14 protein-coding genes are annotated in these 14106 nt (G+C 61.8%); 7 read left to right on the plus strand and 7 right to left on the minus strand.

Annotation, left to right across the window (positions count from 1 at the left end):
• The first annotated feature begins 76 nt into the window (after positions 1-76).
• On the plus strand, positions 77-661 hold the full coding sequence (locus tag P8X48_01725; protein ID MEJ2106034.1) for a peroxiredoxin: 585 nt from the start codon (positions 77-79) through the stop codon (positions 659-661).
• Here P8X48_01725 and P8X48_01730 read toward each other — a convergent pair.
• On the minus strand, positions 658-864 hold the full coding sequence (locus P8X48_01730) for a DUF3565 domain-containing protein (GenBank protein MEJ2106035.1): 207 nt from the start codon (positions 862-864) through the stop codon (positions 658-660). The two genes, P8X48_01725 and P8X48_01730, sit on opposite strands and share 4 nt — an antisense overlap.
• A gap of 133 nt (positions 865-997) precedes the next feature.
• Here P8X48_01730 and P8X48_01735 point away from each other — a divergent pair, with 133 nt between their 5' ends.
• Positions 998-2017 carry a VIT1/CCC1 transporter family protein gene (locus P8X48_01735; GenBank protein MEJ2106036.1) on the plus strand — a complete coding sequence of 340 codons (1020 nt, stop codon included), beginning with the start codon at positions 998-1000 and terminating at the stop codon, positions 2015-2017.
• A gap of 3 nt (positions 2018-2020) precedes the next feature.
• On the opposite strand, the gene P8X48_01740 is transcribed toward P8X48_01735, so the two are convergent.
• On the minus strand, positions 2021-3904 hold the full coding sequence (locus P8X48_01740; GenBank protein MEJ2106037.1) for an ATP-binding cassette domain-containing protein: 1884 nt from the start codon (positions 3902-3904) through the stop codon (positions 2021-2023).
• A gap of 73 nt (positions 3905-3977) precedes the next feature.
• On the minus strand, positions 3978-4724 hold the full coding sequence (locus tag P8X48_01745) for a DUF1223 domain-containing protein (protein ID MEJ2106038.1): 747 nt from the start codon (positions 4722-4724) through the stop codon (positions 3978-3980).
• A gap of 320 nt (positions 4725-5044) precedes the next feature.
• On the opposite strand from P8X48_01745, the gene P8X48_01750 reads away from it, so the two are divergent.
• Entirely contained in the window at positions 5045-5248 is a 204-nt protein-coding gene (locus tag P8X48_01750; protein ID MEJ2106039.1) for a cold-shock protein, read from the plus strand.
• Positions 5249-5348: 100 nt separating this feature from the next.
• Here P8X48_01750 and P8X48_01755 read toward each other — a convergent pair whose 3' ends face one another.
• A complete protein-coding gene (locus P8X48_01755; protein ID MEJ2106040.1) occupies positions 5349-6182 on the minus strand; it encodes a response regulator in 834 nt (277 codons plus the stop codon).
• A 237-nt stretch (positions 6183-6419) separates the two neighbouring features.
• Between P8X48_01755 and P8X48_01760 the strand changes: the two genes are divergently transcribed.
• The 4 genes from P8X48_01760 (at position 6420) to apaG (ending at position 9391) form a co-directional block, all read left to right on the plus strand.
• Positions 6420-7070: a hypothetical protein gene (locus P8X48_01760; protein ID MEJ2106041.1), complete on the plus strand. Its 651-nt coding sequence runs from the start codon at positions 6420-6422 to the stop codon at positions 7068-7070.
• Positions 7071-7141: 71 nt separating this feature from the next.
• Complete coding sequence (pip, locus tag P8X48_01765) at positions 7142-8095, plus strand: prolyl aminopeptidase (GenBank protein ID MEJ2106042.1); 954 nt, start codon at positions 7142-7144, stop codon at positions 8093-8095.
• 5 nt (positions 8096-8100) lie between these two features.
• Positions 8101-8937 carry a symmetrical bis(5'-nucleosyl)-tetraphosphatase gene (locus P8X48_01770; GenBank protein MEJ2106043.1) on the plus strand — a complete coding sequence of 279 codons (837 nt, stop codon included), beginning with the start codon at positions 8101-8103 and terminating at the stop codon, positions 8935-8937.
• 70 nt (positions 8938-9007) lie between these two features.
• Positions 9008-9391 carry a Co2+/Mg2+ efflux protein ApaG gene (apaG, locus tag P8X48_01775; GenBank protein MEJ2106044.1) on the plus strand — a complete coding sequence of 128 codons (384 nt, stop codon included), beginning with the start codon at positions 9008-9010 and terminating at the stop codon, positions 9389-9391.
• Between the two features lie 18 nt (positions 9392-9409).
• Here apaG and gyrB read toward each other — a convergent pair whose 3' ends face one another.
• The 3 genes from gyrB to dnaN all read right to left on the minus strand — a co-directional run bounded on the left by gyrB (position 9410) and on the right by dnaN (position 14106).
• The gene (gene gyrB, locus P8X48_01780) at positions 9410-11827 is read right to left on the minus strand and encodes a DNA topoisomerase (ATP-hydrolyzing) subunit B (GenBank protein MEJ2106045.1); all 2418 of its coding nucleotides are present in this window, start codon (positions 11825-11827) and stop codon (positions 9410-9412) included.
• Positions 11828-11905: 78 nt separating this feature from the next.
• Positions 11906-12988, minus strand: coding sequence for a DNA replication/repair protein RecF (gene recF / locus P8X48_01785; GenBank protein MEJ2106046.1), 1083 nt, complete (start codon positions 12986-12988; stop codon positions 11906-11908).
• 14 nt (positions 12989-13002) lie between these two features.
• Positions 13003-14106: a DNA polymerase III subunit beta gene (gene dnaN / locus P8X48_01790; protein ID MEJ2106047.1), complete on the minus strand. Its 1104-nt coding sequence runs from the start codon at positions 14104-14106 to the stop codon at positions 13003-13005.

Raw genomic sequence — 14106 nt, forward strand, 5'->3', positions numbered from 1 at the left:
TTTTCTTCACAATCCCTCAACGCTGCCACGATCTCTGTGGTTGTTCTGCCGCTGGCCGCGTTACCATGATCTTTCCATGAGGATGCGGCACAAGCTGTTTGCAATTTTGGCTGTGGCCATATTGGCAGCCGGACTTGGCCTGGCCATCACCCACAATCACGCGCAGGCGCAGGAGGCGAAATTGAAGACAGGTGACCCCGCCCCCCAGTTCACCCTCGGCGATCAGAACGGAAAGAGTCATTCCCTCTCGGATTATCGCGGTCACTGGCTCGTGCTGTACTTCTACCCAAAGGACGACACGCCGGGCTGCACCACCGAGGCGTGTAGGTTCCGGGATGAATACAGGCTATACCTGGAGCGGAGCGTGGATGTGCTGGGCGTCAGCATCGATTCCCGGGAGAGCCACGAACGCTTTGCGAAGAAATATGAACTGCCGTTTCCGCTGCTGGCCGACACGGACGGGGCCGTGGCCAAGCAGTACGGCGCCTACTGGTCTTTGGGGCCGCTTCGGTTCGCGCGGCGTTACACCTTTCTTATTGATCCGAAGGGAAACATCGCCCGCGCGTACTTCAAGGTTCGCCCAAGTGAACACAGTGCGAACCTCCTGAAAGACCTCCAGGTCCTGCAACAGCAGGAAACCAGCCAGGGACATCCCCGCTAGCGCCAGTCTCGCGGCAGGCCTTCCTCGCACTTCTTGCAGCCAAGCTCCAGACCCAGTCGCGAATTGCGGCCGGCCTCGGTCTTCACCCACGGCCGATTCTGCCACGGCGGGTTATGGCGCACGTGCTGGTTGTGACCGCAGGCCAGCCGGGCCACCCAATGGCCTTCGTCGTCCTGGTGAAAACCGACAATCTCCTGTCGCATAGGTTCTTCTCTGTACTTGCTCTGGTGCATTCAGGATAACCGTTCCCCGCGTCGGCGACACTACCGGGCGGTCTCGGTACGCAGTGCCGGGACAGGGTATATTTTGTCCAAACGAACCCCCGGGGAGTTGGCCATGTCCGAGCTCGAAAGCTGGCACGAAGAAAAGCAATCCGCGTGGCTGTATGAAGTCCTGGCCGAACGCGAGCCCGATGCCGCCATCTCTGCCTTGTTCCGGCAACTCGCCGCTGCCGCCGAAGACCAGGCGAAGATCTGGGAGCAGCGCCTCGGGCGCAGCCCGGCGTTTCAGCCAACGCGGCGGGCGCGGATCGTTGCCGGTCTGGTCCGGGTCTTGCGCCCACGCACGCTGCGCCCGGTACTGGCCGCCATGAAGGTGCGCGGCCTGTCCGCCTACACTGGCGGCACGCCTGCGAGTCATGTCATGCCCACGACCGTGGAGCAGGTTGGCGGGCGGCACCGCGGGGTCGGTGGCGGCAATCTGCGTGCGGCAGTCTTTGGCGTCAACGACGGCCTGGTTTCCAACACGAGCCTGATCATGGGCATCGCCGGCGCCAGCAGCCAGAACTCCCTCATCCTCACCACCGGCGTGGCTGGTTTGCTCGCCGGGGCCCTGTCCATGGCGGCGGGCGAGTATGTCTCCATGCGCTCGCAGCGGGAGATGTACGAATCCCAGATCGCCCTGGAGAAGGCCGAACTCGAGGAGTACCCGGAAGAAGAGATCGAGGAGCTGGCCCTTATCTACAACACCCGCGGCATGGAACTGGAGGCAGCGCGCGGTTTTGCGCGCGAACTCATGCGCAACCCCAGGCACGCGCTCAATACCCTGGCGCGCGAGGAGCTGGGCCTGAATCCCGATGACCTCGGCTCGCCCTGGGGCGCGGCGGTGTTCTCCTTCCTGGCCTTCACCGCCGGTGCAGTGGTGCCGCTACTGCCGTTCCTGTTTCGCCCCGGGGCTGCGGCCGTTCCGGCGGCAGCCGCTCTTGCGGGTACGAGCCTGTTTGTCGTGGGTGCGATGCTGAGCCTGTTCACAGGGCGCCGCGCATGGTGGGGTGGCGCCCGGATGGTGCTGATAGGCGGTGGCGCGGGCATCGTCACCTATCTGATCGGTTACCTGTTGGGGGTATCCCTGGGCTAGCGGTCAGGGAGCAAATGTCTCCAGCTCTTCCCAGCGCGCGTAGGCCTTTTGCAGTTCCTCGCGCAATTCATTGAGCCGTGTCATGGCCGCCGCAATGGCCTCATTGTCCTGCTGATAGAATTCCGGCTGCGCGGCCCGGGTTTCGATCCGTGCGACTTCGGCTTCCATAGACTCGATGCGCGCGGGCAGTGCCTCCAGCTCGCGGCTCTCCTTGTAACTCAGTTTCTGCTTTTCCCTTGTTCGGGGGCGAGGTGTCGGTGCCGATCTCGGCTCAGCCGCCGGGGATGGCGCGGGGCGGGCGGGCGTTCCCCGTTGGTGGAGGTAGTCCGCATAGCCGCCAACGAACTCTTCCACGGTACCACTGCCCTCGAACACCATGGTGCTGGTAACGATATTGTCCAGGAAGCTGCGATCGTGACTCACGAGCAGCAGCGTGCCCTCGTAGTCCGTCAACAGATCTTCGAGGAGCTCCAGGGTGTCCACATCGAGATCATTGGTGGGCTCGTCCATGACCAGCATGTTCGCTGGCCGCGTAAACATCCTCGCCAGCAAAAGGCGATTGCGTTCACCGCCGGACAGGATGCTGACTGGTGAGTCGACGCGCTCCGGTGGAAACAGGAACTGCTTGAGGTAACCGATTACGTGGCGCGGCTTGCCGCGCACCTGAACATAGTCATTGCCATCACTGAGGTTGTCGCGCACGGACTTGTCGGGCTCGAGTTGCGAGCGCTGCTGGTCGAAGTACGCCGTGGTGAGGCGCGTGCCCAGCACGACCCGGCCTTGTTGCGGTTTGAGTTCGCCCAGGATCAGACGCAGCAAGGTGCTCTTGCCGGAGCCGTTGGGACCGATAATGCCGATACGGTCGCCGCGCAGGATGCGGGTGGAAAAGTTGCGGATGATCGGTACGCCATCATAGGAAAAGCTGACATCGCGCAGATCCGCCACCAGCTTGCCCGAGGTCTCCCCGGTTTCGGCGTCGAGGCTGGCGCGGCCCGGCGTGTCGATGCGCTGCCGGCGCGCCTGGCGCATGGCCTCCAGCTTTCGAACCCGTCCTTCGTTTCGGGTGCGTCTGGCCTTGATGCCCCGGCGTATCCAGGCCTCGTGTTCCGCCAGTTCCTTGTCGAAGCGTGCATTGGCTCGGACCTCGTTCTCCAACATCTCGTCGCGCCGCCGCAGGTAGTTGGCGAAATCACCCGGGTATGACGTGAGGTGTCCCCGGTCCAGCTCGATGATGCGCGTCGCGAGATTCTGCAAAAAGGTTCGGTCGTGCGTGATGAAGATCAGGGCACCACGAAAGTCGAGCAGGAATTCCTCCAGCCAGGTGATGGCGGCGATGTCCATATGGTTGGTGGGCTCGTCCAGCAACAGCAGGTCGGGGTCGCTCACCAGTGCGCGCGCCAGCAGGGCGCGGCGCCGATAACCGCCGGAACACTCGCGGATGCGGCGTTCCGCGGGAAGGTCGAGACGGCTGAGTACGGTCTCCACTTTGCGATCCAGGTTCCAGCCGTCGGCAAGCTCTATTTGTGTCTGCAGCACGTGCAATCGGGCGAGGGCTGGTTTGTCGGCAGTCCCGGCAAGGCGATGGTATTCAGCCAGCAGATTGCCAACCGAGCCCAGGCCTTCGGCGACGAACTCGAACAGGGTGTCTTCGCTGTCCAGCGGCACCTCCTGTTCCAGGTGAGAGATGCGCAGGGTTTCCGGGTACCAGATCTCACCGTCATCGGGTGCGGCGGCGCCGCTGATCACGCGAAGGAGGGTGGACTTGCCGGTGCCGTTGCGGCCCACCAGACACACGCGCTCCTTCGGCTCGATCTGGAAATCGACCTCGTCCAGCAGTGGATGGTGTCCGTAGGCCAGGGACACCTTGTTGAGGGACAGTAGGCTCATGTGGGTTTGCAACGGGTCGGCCGGGGCAGGGCGCGTACCTCGATTCTACTGGAAAGCGGGCCCGGGGCCTGCCTCAGGGGGAAACGACCAGGGCCCGCGGCAGATAACCGCCGGTTGCCTGCAGCGGCCTTGGGTCACCGGGGCTGCTGATCCAGGCGGCGAGCGCGTAGCGGCTGGCATCGAAAGCACCCACGCGCGGCAGCGTGGTCTGCCACTTGCCGCTATGACCCTTGAGCTGTGATGCCGCCAACACCACGAAATCGTGACGGGCGCGGCGGCCGGCATTTTCGCCCGCACGAATATCGCTGCGCAACCCCATTCCCAGCACCGCGATGTTAAGGGTGAAAGGCCCCGGGCGATCTGCCGCGCTCAGCCTGGCGCTGACCTGGTGGCCATTCAGCCGTACCGCGAGCTCGCCGGGGGCGGTTGATTCACGCGCGAGCATCCGCGTGATATTGCCCGGCCGCCAGGGCTGGCCGTTAACGAAAAAGGCGGGGGTGTACACCGTGGGCTGGCCCAACACCCTGGCATAGTGGCGCTGGCGCTGTCCGTACCCGGGTCGCGAGAAGCGGTCGGTCCAGCCGAGATAGTTCCAGTAATCAACGTGGAACGCGACGGGCACGAAATCCCTCCACACGCGGCTGTCCCGGGCAAGCCGGTTCATCCATGCCTCGGCCGGCGGACAACTGCTGCAACCTTCGGAGGTATACAGTTCGATCAGCGTCGTGCGTTCCGGGCCGCTGCGAAACTCCAGGTCGGCGGGCATCGCCACCGGCGATGCCAGGGCCAGGCAGCAAAGAAGAGCCAGGCGAATGTACATTGTTGATTTCAGGTTCGTGCAAGAGTGATTCGTATACGTTTTCTTAAGACAAGAAGGTCTTGCCGGAGTTCGCGCCGCCAATCCGGCGGGCGATGCGCTCGCCGGCCTGCAAAAACCCTTGATTAATCGGCGTCGAAGTCTAATCATACTGATTCCCGGGTGCGGCCGTCGGTTATTCTCCTTGCGGCCCACCCGAAAACGAGTCAGCTGGCGACGGTTTGTGGATGTTTCAGAAGGCCTCTTGCGGTACCCCCTGCACATCTCCCCGAACGATCTCCGCCTGGCGACAAAATAAATAGAGACGATGTGAGGAGCGATACATGGCAACAGGAACGGTAAAGTGGTTTAACGAATCCAAAGGCTTCGGATTTATCTCGCCGACCGAAGGCGGCGCGGATGTGTTCGTTCACTACTCGGCAATCCGTGGTACCGGATTCAAGACCCTGGCCGAAGGACAGGCAGTGGAGTTCGACGTGGAGAAGGGACCAAAGGGGCTGCAGGCCACAAACGTCACCCCGCAATAGAACGCGGTAGCCGACCAGATCTTTTTGGAAGCGCCACACCTCGCCCGGGGCGAGGTTCTTTTTTCCGTTAAGGGGCGTTGTTGCCGGACCGGCAACCCGGTTAGCCCAGCCCCAATCCCGTTTTGTCGATGTCCAGATTGAGGCCGTCAACAACCGCGCGGGACCGCAGGCAAGACTCGATACGGGCGCGCAGGAAAATCGGCTCAAAGGGCTTGGTCACGTAGTCACTGGCGCCGGCCTCGATACATTTCACGATGGTTCGCGAATCGTGTTCGGCCGAAACCATGATGACCGGCAGGGACCCATGGCGTTCGTTGCTTCGAATCTGTCGCAGGGCCTCCAGCCCATCGATGTCAGGCATACGCACATCCAGCAGGGCGAGCGCAAATGGCTGCTCGTCAATCGCGGCGAGGGCCTCCCGTCCGCCCGCAACGGCATAAGGCTCGTACCCGATATTGTGGATCACCTCTGTGATCAGGTCCCGCGTCAGGTCGTTGTCGTCCACCACCAGCACAGTCTCGCCGTGGCGATAGGGGGGATCGTTATAGCGCGTGAATTCGCTGGCGCTGCTTCGCAGGCAACGGGCGATTCGTTGGCTGGCAAGCCCGATTACCAGGGGCTTGTTCAAGTAGTCTGCGGCCCCGGCCAGCAAGCAGTGTTTGACAATCTGCTTCGTATCGTCGGCCGACAGCATGATGACCGGAGTATCGGCCAGGTGGGGATTTGTTTTGATGTGTGACAGCACATCGGGGCCGTCCATGCCGGGCATGTAGACGTCCAGAATCACCAGATCAAACCGCTGGACCTCCAGCATTTCCAGCGCCACCCGACCGGAATTGGCGCTGCGCGTCACGTAACCTTCACGCTCGAGCCGGCGTGTCAGCACGTTCAGGTTCGTCTGGTCGTCGTCGACCAGAAGGATGGCCGGTTTCACAGCACCCCCAAGGAAGTTTGAGCGTTTTGGACAACGCCCCTCCGGGGCGCCTTTTCTACGCTTAAGCATAGTACAAGAAGCATGCCAGCGTAGGTCTGACGAAAAACGGCACTGGACTCGACAATCCCGGGCCCTGCCATGACCCGGCGACGCGCCATACCGCCCAATCTGTGCATATTGCCGAATGGCGCGTTTTTTGCTCGATGGCCAGCTGACTGGGAGAGCGGAGACATCATAATGTACGCAAAGCCGCAGATGCAGGAGAGGGTTCCGCAGGAGCGGGCCGCGGTTTGTGCCGAGGCCCTGGAATACGGCCTGGACCAACTAGGCTCTTCGCCGCGACTTGCTGATCTGGAGATGCTGCGCGACCGGGGGCGGTTGCACGAGTTGCTTCATGCCGCCCTGGAACACATGGCGCTGGGCGACCAGCATCGGCCCGAATGGCAAGGCAACCCCTGGAATTGGGAATCGCTGCTGGATGACGGCCGGACCAGGGTTGGCGTTTGGACCCTGTTTCCAAGCAATCCCTTGCCCATTCATGACGAACCGGGGATTGGCGGGCTGTACATCGGTCTTTCAGGCACGGTTTTTCAACGCCGCTACCAACGATCCCTGGCCACCGATCTGGCCGAAGAGCGGGCCGTAACCCTGCGCCTGGTCGAGACACGCACCATCAGCGCCGGTGACTGGGTCGACTTCGGCCCGGATCGCAACGAGATCCACTGCCTGGCCGCCGATCACAAGCCGGCGACCCTGTTTCAGGTGCTGATCAGCCCGGCGCGGCCCGCTGTCGCGCGCCACTGGTTCCTGCCAATACGGCCCTACGGGGCCGACGAAACCGAGGTCCATGCCCTGCCGTTCCGCCGGGAGCCGCGCGGCTTCGCCTGACCCCGGGCCCGGATTGACCGGTGCTGTTGGGAACCGGTGCCACGCTGGTTATACTGCCGGCGGATAAGCCGATGCACCCACTGTTTCCCGAAATTCAGCCCTACCAGACCCACCGCATCGCCGTGGGTGGCGAACATGAACTCTATGTGGAGGAAAGCGGTTCGCCTCAGGGCCTTCCCGTTGTCTTTGTACATGGCGGCCCGGGCGCGGGTTGCGAGGAATACCATCGTCGTTTTTTCGACCCGAATATCTACCGGATCATTCTGTTTGATCAACGTGGCGCCGGCCGTTCGACCCCCCATGCCTCACTCGAAGGAAACACGACAGTCGACCTGGTCGCTGACATGGAGCTGATCCGCACACACCTGCATGTGGAGCGGTGGGTGGTTTTTGGTGGGTCCTGGGGCTCGACCCTGGGTCTGGTCTACGCGGAAACCCATCCGGAGCGAGTGCTCGGGCTCATCCTGCGGGGAATCTTCCTGTGTCGCCCCCATGAGATTCGATGGTTTTACCAGGAGGGGACCAGCCGGGTGTTTCCGGATTTCTGGCAGGACTTCATACACCCGATCCCGGAAGATGAGCGCTCTGACCTGGTGCGTGCGCACCACCAGCGTCTTGTCGGGGACGACGAGGTGGCGCGCATGGCCTCGGCCAAGGCCTGGTCACTGTGGGAAGGAAGAACGGCCAATCTGCGTCCCCACAAGGAGGTCGTGGATTTTTTTGGAGACCCCCACGTGGCCCTGGCCCTGGCGCGCATCGAGGCCCATTATTTCGTAAATGATTGCTTTCTAGCCCCAAACCAGATTCTCCGTGACGCGTATCGGATTGCGGACATTCCAGGTTACATCGTCCACGGGCGATACGACCTGATTTGCCCGCTGGAGAATGCCTGGGAGCTGGCACAGACCTGGGCGATGGGCCAACTGGAAATCGTGCCTGACGCTGGGCACTCGGCCACCGAACCCGGCATCGTCGACGCCTTGGTTCAGGCCACAATCTCCATGCCCGGCCGGCTGGATCTATAGCCGCGATGGCGGTCTATGGGATTGGTGACGTTCAGGGCTGTTTTGCCGAGTTTCGACAGCTGCTGGAACGGCTGGATTTTGACCCCTCCTCCGATCGCCTGCTTCTCACCGGCGACCTCGTTAACCGCGGCCCAAATTCCCTGGCGGTACTGAAATATGTCCGCTCCCTCGGGGAGCGCGCAATCACGGTGCTGGGAAACCATGACCTGCACCTGCTGGCCATCGCCGATGGCGCGGGTCGTCTAAAAAGCAGGGATACAGTCTCGGACATTCTGGATTCCAGCGAGCGCGACGAACTGCTGGCGTGGCTAAGGCAACAACCGCTCGCCCACCGGGACCCGGAAACCGGGCATCTGCTGGTGCACGCGGGACTGGTGCCCCAATGGAACAGCGAACAGGCCCTTGCCCTCTCGGCGGAGGTGGAGGCCGCCCTGCAAGGGCCGGATCATGGGGAGTTCTTCCGCAACATGTACGGAAACGAGCCGGACCACTGGGACCCGGATCTCAAGGGGTGGCCGCGGCTGCGGTTCATCACCAATGTGCTGACGCGCCTGCGTTACTGCGACAGTTCCGGCCGCGTGGACTTTCTGCACAAGGAAGGGCCGGACCGGGCCCCGGCCCACCTCTTGCCCTGGTTTCGTGTGCCTGCCCGACGCAGCGCGGGCGAACCCGTGGTATTTGGACACTGGTCGACCCTGGGGTATTTGCGTGAGAATGGAGTTGTGGCCCTCGATGACGGCTGCCTGTGGGGTGGCCGGCTGGCGGCGGTTCGTTTGGATGTACCCGGGGGCGAGCCCGTCCGGATCGACTGCCGGGCGAAACAGGCCATTGGAACTCCGTGACCCGCGATGGGTCGTTATTGCATGGAGACGAGTGAGTCAGCGCCGGAAGGGCAAGAAGAGGCAGCGAACCATGAACATTGATCCGCGTTACAACGTCAAGGTGTCGGTGCGCTCCGCCTACCTGGACGAACAGTCCGACCCACAGGACAACCGCTACGTCTTTGCCTATACGGTGACGATCGAAAACGATGGTGAGGTGCCGGCCAAACTGCTCAGTCGCCACTGGGTAATCACGGATTCGGACAACCAGATTCAGGAAGTTCGCGGTGAAGGGGTTGTTGGCGAACAGCCGCGCCTGTCTCCGGGCGAGCGTTTCGAATATACCAGCGGAACGGTAATCGGCACTCCGGTCGGGACCATGTCCGGCAGCTATCGAATGGTTGCCGATGACGGTACAACCTTCGAAGCCGAGATTCCCCGCTTCACACTGAGCATCCCGCGCACCCTGCACTAGGGACCGGGGGGCGCCGGTCTAGATGTCGAGGTTGGCGACCTGCAGGGCGTTCTGCTCGATGAAGTCGCGGCGCGGCTCCACCTGATCGCCCATCAGGGTGGTGAACATCTGGTCGGCGGCGACCCCATCCTCGATGTTGACTCGAAGGAGGCGGCGCACCTCCGGGTCCATCGTGGTTTCCCACAGCTGTTCCGGATTCATCTCGCCCAGGCCCTTGTAGCGCTGGATGTTCTGCCCCTTGCGTGCCTCAAGGAGCAGCCAGTCAAGTGCCTGCTGGAAGTTGTCTGCAGGCTGGCTGCGCTCCCCGCGCAGCACGGTTGCGCCGCCCTGCGCGAAAAGCCCCTGGAGCTGTTCGCCGAGCCGCGCCAGGTTGCGGTACTCGGCCGAGGCAACGAACTCGCTGTCTATTCTGGACTCGGTAATCATGCCGTGCTGGTTTCGCACCACCAGGATCTCATGCGCATCCGTTCGCGCATCGCGCCCGAAGCTTACGTCGTAACGTATGCCGCCTGCACCGTGGGCGGACATTGCGCCCTGCAGGGCAATCGTGAATCCCTCGACGAACGCCGCATCGCGCAGACTGTCAGGGGTCAACGGGTCCATGTCCATCAACTGGCGCATGAGGGTGGGATCGTAGCGCCGGGCGAGCCGTTCAATGGTCTGGTTCACGCGTTGGAAAGTCCGGCTCAGGCCGGCAAGATCGGCGCCCTCGACTCGCTGGCTGGCTGTGTCCAGCGCCGCTCCCTCCATCGCCAGGCCGAGCAAATAGTCTTCCAGTTCGGCATCGTCCTTGAGGTACATCTCCGCCTTGTTGCGCTTGACCTTGTAGAGCGGCGGCTGGGCGATATAGATATGGCCGCGCTCGATCAGTTCCGGCATTTGGCGGTAGAAAAACGTCAACAACAAGGTTCGGATGTGCGAGCCGTCAACATCGGCATCGGTCATGATGATGATGCGATGATAACGTAACTTATTGATATCAAAGTCATTTGTTCCGATCCCGGTACCCAGGGCGGTGATCAGGGTAGCGACCTCGACACTGGAGAGCATCTTGTCAAAACGGGCGCGCTCCACGTTAAGAATCTTGCCCTTCAGGGGAAGAATCGCCTGATTGCGCCGATCTCGCGCCTGCTTTGCCGAACCACCGGCCGAGTCACCCTCCACCAGGTAGAGCTCGCACAGTTCGGGATCTCTCTCTTGGCAATCCGCCAGCTTGCCGGGGAGCCCGGCTACATCCAGTGCCCCCTTTCGCCGCGTCATCTCTCGCGCCTTGCGGGCCGCCTCGCGCGCCCGGGCCGCCTCCAGGATCTTGCTCGTGATTGCCCGCGCATCGGCCGGGCGTTCTTGCAGGAAATCCTTGAGCTTTTCCGCCACCAGGGACTCGACCGCGCTCTTCACCTCGGATGAGACCAGTTTGTCCTTGGTCTGGGAGGAGAACTTTGGGTCTGGCACCTTTACCGACAGGACCGCGGTCAGCCCTTCGCGAGCGTCATCTCCGGTGGGGGCGATCTTGGCCCGCTTTGCCGCTCCGCTGCTCTCGATGTACTGATTGAGTGTGCGGGTCATGGCGGCGCGAAGCCCCGCCAGGTGGGTGCCGCCATCGCGCTGCGGGATGTTGTTCGTGTAGCAGAAAATGTTTTCCTGATAGGAGTCATTCCACTGCATGCAGAGTTCGAGCCCGATGCCCTCGCGCTCGCCGGCGATCACCACCGGTTCCTGGTGTAGCGGGGTCTTGTTCTGGTTCAGGTGTTCTACGAAGGCGCGGATTCCGCCCCGGTACTCAAAAATGTCTTCCTTGCCCGTGCGCTCGTCGCGCAGGCTGATCCGCACCCCTGAATTGAGGAAGGACAGTTCACGCAGTCGCTTGGAGAGGATATCGTAGTGGTAAGTGGTGTCGCTGAAAATTGACGGACTCGGCTTGAAGGTCACGTCGGTTCCGCTGACATCGGTTTCCCCGACCACGGTCAAGGCATCCTGGGGCTCGCCCAGGCGGTAATGCTGGCGATGAATCTTGCCGTCCCGGCGAACGGTCAGCTCCAGTTCCTCAGACAGGGCATTTACGACCGAGACACCCACGCCATGGAGGCCGCCGGAGACCTTGTAGGAATTCGAGTCGAATTTTCCCCCTGCATGCAGCACGGTCATGATGACTTCGGCCGCTGACCTCCCCTCCTCGGGAATGACCCCGGTCGGGATGCCGCGCCCGTTGTCGGAGACCGTCACGGAGTCGTCAATATGGACGGTTACGCTGATCTCGCTGCAGTGGCCCGCCAGGGCCTCGTCGATGGAATTGTCCACCACCTCGAAGACCATATGGTGCAAACCGGAACCATCGTCGGTGTCGCCGATGTACATCCCGGGGCGCTTGCGGACCGCTTCCAGGCCCTTGAGAACCTGGATACTTTGGGAATCGTAGGAGGGTTGCTGGGTGCTCATGAATCGTCCTCTGGGGCGGGAAATTCTACCACTTCGGGGCCCTCAGCGGGGGAAAATTTTGCCTGGCGGAGGAGGCTTTCAGTCGGGAGAATCCGGCGAAACCCGGCCCTGTTCCACGTGAAACACGCGCCGCTCGCCGGGCATCTCGAAGCCGAACTCACTCATCCCCGTGGCCGTCGTGAATACCTGAAGCGGAAGCTGGGTGAGCCGTTCCACCACAGCCTGCCGCCGGCTCCGGTCCAGCTCCGCGGGCAGATCGTCTAACAAAAACACGCTGCCACGACCGGTCCGTTCCGCGAACAGTGCCAGTTGGGCCAGGCGCAAGATCAGCACCAGCATCTTCCACTGCCCTTGGGAAGCCTCCTGCCTGGCATCACGCTGTCGAATGTGGATTTCCAGATCGGCCCGATGGGGGCCGGAATGGGTGTGGCCCAACTCTCGATCTCTTGAACGGTCACTCTCCAGGGCCTCCGCCAGCGACTGTTCCTGGCGCCAACCCGATCGCAGACGCAATTCCAGGTCGCCCACACCAAGCAGCTCATCCACCAACGCCGTACTTCGGCGGGACAAGTCCTCTAGCATCTCTTGGCGAAAACGCTGGATTCTTTCGCCGGCCCGGGCCAGCGCCTGCTCCCACACCAGAAACTCGCCGGGCTGTCTGGCCTGTTTCAGGGCCACATTGCGCTGCCGCAAGATGCGGCGATATTCTGACCAGATCGGGAAAAACTCCGGTTCCACGTGGAACAATGGCCAGTCGATGGCGCCTCGGCGCGCCGCCGAGTTATGAAGAAATGCGAAATGGGTATCCGGTGTCACCGCCTGAACGGGAAGGTGGTGGGCCAGTTCCGCCGACAGCTGGGCCTCTCCTCCATCAATCCTGATTTCTCGGCCGCCCCCGCTACGGCGGTAACCGAGGCGCGTCCGGGCCCCGCCCTCCTCAACGATGCCACGGACCTGGAACTCCGCAGCCTCATGCCGAATTGCCTTGTCCAGCTTGGCGGTACGAAACGACTTTCCGGAACCAAGAACGTAGATCGCCTCCAGCAGGCTGGTCTTGCCGCTCGCGTTTGGACCCACGACGATATTCAGGCGCGGATCGGGTTCCAGTGTCGTGGCTTCGAGGTTCCGAACCCCTTCACACTCGAAGCGGATCAGGGGCATAGGTGGTCCACAGCTTAAAGACGCATAGGCATGATCACATACAGCGAGCTACTGTCCGCCGGGGAAACCAGGGTGCAACTGCTGTTTGAGTCACTCAGACCCAGTTTTACCTGATCCGAGTCCAGGGTGTTCATGGCCTCGATCAGGTATGTGACGTTGAATCCGATCTCCAGGGCTTCGCCGCTGTAATCCACGGTCAGCTCCTCTTCCGCCTCCTCCTGCTCCGGATTATGGGCCGTGACCTTCAAGGACTTGTCCCCAAGCGTCAGACGCACGCCGCGATATTTTTCATTGGACAAAATGGCGGCCCGACTCAGGGCATCACGCAATTCTTGCCGGTCCGCGAGAATTTCCTTGGTCTGGTTTTGGGGTATGACCTTCGTATAGTCCGGAAACCGGCCGTCAATCAGCTTCGATGTAAAGGTCAGATCCGGAAGGGCTACGCGAATATGGTTCGTACCCAGCTGAATCCTGACCGGGGTATCGCTGTCGTCCAGGAAGCGAGTCAACTCCAACACCCCCTTGCGCGGCACAATGACCTGCCGGGTTTCAGACCCGTCCGTATCCAGGTCCAGTTCTTTCATTGCCATGCGGTGACCATCCGTTGCCACGGCACGCAACTTCCCTTTTTCCAATTCCAGTAACAGGCCATTGAGGTAGTAGCGAACATCCTGATGTGCCATACAAAACTGCGTGGCTTCCAGCATGTCCTTCAGCACCCCTTGGGCAATATCCATCTCCTCGGTCCATTCGCTGGGCTCGATACCCGGAAAGTCGGCCGATGGCATGGTTGTCAGCGTGAATCGGCTTCGGCCGGATGACACAATTGCCTTCTCGCCCTTCAAACTGATCTTTATTGGCGCTTCAGCCGGCAGACTGCGGCAAATGTCCAAGAGCTTTCGAGCCGGCATCGTCAGCTCGCCAGCCGTACCCTTGGCCTCGCTGGTAGCCGCCAGAACCTCGACTTCGAGATCAGTACCCACCAGTGTCATCCGATTTCCATCAAAACGAATCAGCGCGTAGGCCAGGATTGGCAGGGTCTGACGTCGCTCAACAACCCCTGCCACCTGTGCCAGAGGTTTCATTAGCGCGTCACGTGAGATGCTTATCTCCATCAT

The sequence above is a fragment of the Acidiferrobacteraceae bacterium genome (genome assembly GCA_037388825.1).
Taxonomy (GTDB): domain Bacteria; phylum Pseudomonadota; class Gammaproteobacteria; order Acidiferrobacterales; family JAJDNE01; genus JARRJV01.

Bases quoted from the DNA above. Each gene is read 5' to 3' on its own strand.
- P8X48_01725 (MEJ2106034.1), top strand. From the start codon at position 77: ATGAGGATGCGGCACAAGCTGTTTGCAATTTTGGCTGTGGCCATATTG.
- P8X48_01730 (MEJ2106035.1), bottom strand. From the start codon at position 864: ATGCGACAGGAGATTGTCGGTTTTCACCAGGACGACGAAGGCCATTGG.
- P8X48_01735 (MEJ2106036.1), top strand. From the start codon at position 998: ATGTCCGAGCTCGAAAGCTGGCACGAAGAAAAGCAATCCGCGTGGCTG.
- P8X48_01740 (MEJ2106037.1), bottom strand. From the start codon at position 3,904: ATGAGCCTACTGTCCCTCAACAAGGTGTCCCTGGCCTACGGACACCAT.
- P8X48_01745 (MEJ2106038.1), bottom strand. From the start codon at position 4,724: ATGTACATTCGCCTGGCTCTTCTTTGCTGCCTGGCCCTGGCATCGCCG.
- P8X48_01750 (MEJ2106039.1), top strand. From the start codon at position 5,045: ATGGCAACAGGAACGGTAAAGTGGTTTAACGAATCCAAAGGCTTCGGA.
- P8X48_01760 (MEJ2106041.1), top strand. From the start codon at position 6,420: ATGTACGCAAAGCCGCAGATGCAGGAGAGGGTTCCGCAGGAGCGGGCC.
- pip (MEJ2106042.1), top strand. From the start codon at position 7,142: ATGCACCCACTGTTTCCCGAAATTCAGCCCTACCAGACCCACCGCATC.
- P8X48_01770 (MEJ2106043.1), top strand. From the start codon at position 8,101: ATGGCGGTCTATGGGATTGGTGACGTTCAGGGCTGTTTTGCCGAGTTT.
- apaG (MEJ2106044.1), top strand. From the start codon at position 9,008: ATGAACATTGATCCGCGTTACAACGTCAAGGTGTCGGTGCGCTCCGCC.
- gyrB (MEJ2106045.1), bottom strand. From the start codon at position 11,827: ATGAGCACCCAGCAACCCTCCTACGATTCCCAAAGTATCCAGGTTCTC.
- recF (MEJ2106046.1), bottom strand. From the start codon at position 12,988: ATGCCCCTGATCCGCTTCGAGTGTGAAGGGGTTCGGAACCTCGAAGCC.
- dnaN (MEJ2106047.1), bottom strand. From the start codon at position 14,106: ATGATGGAGATAAGCATCTCACGTGACGCGCTAATGAAACCTCTGGCA.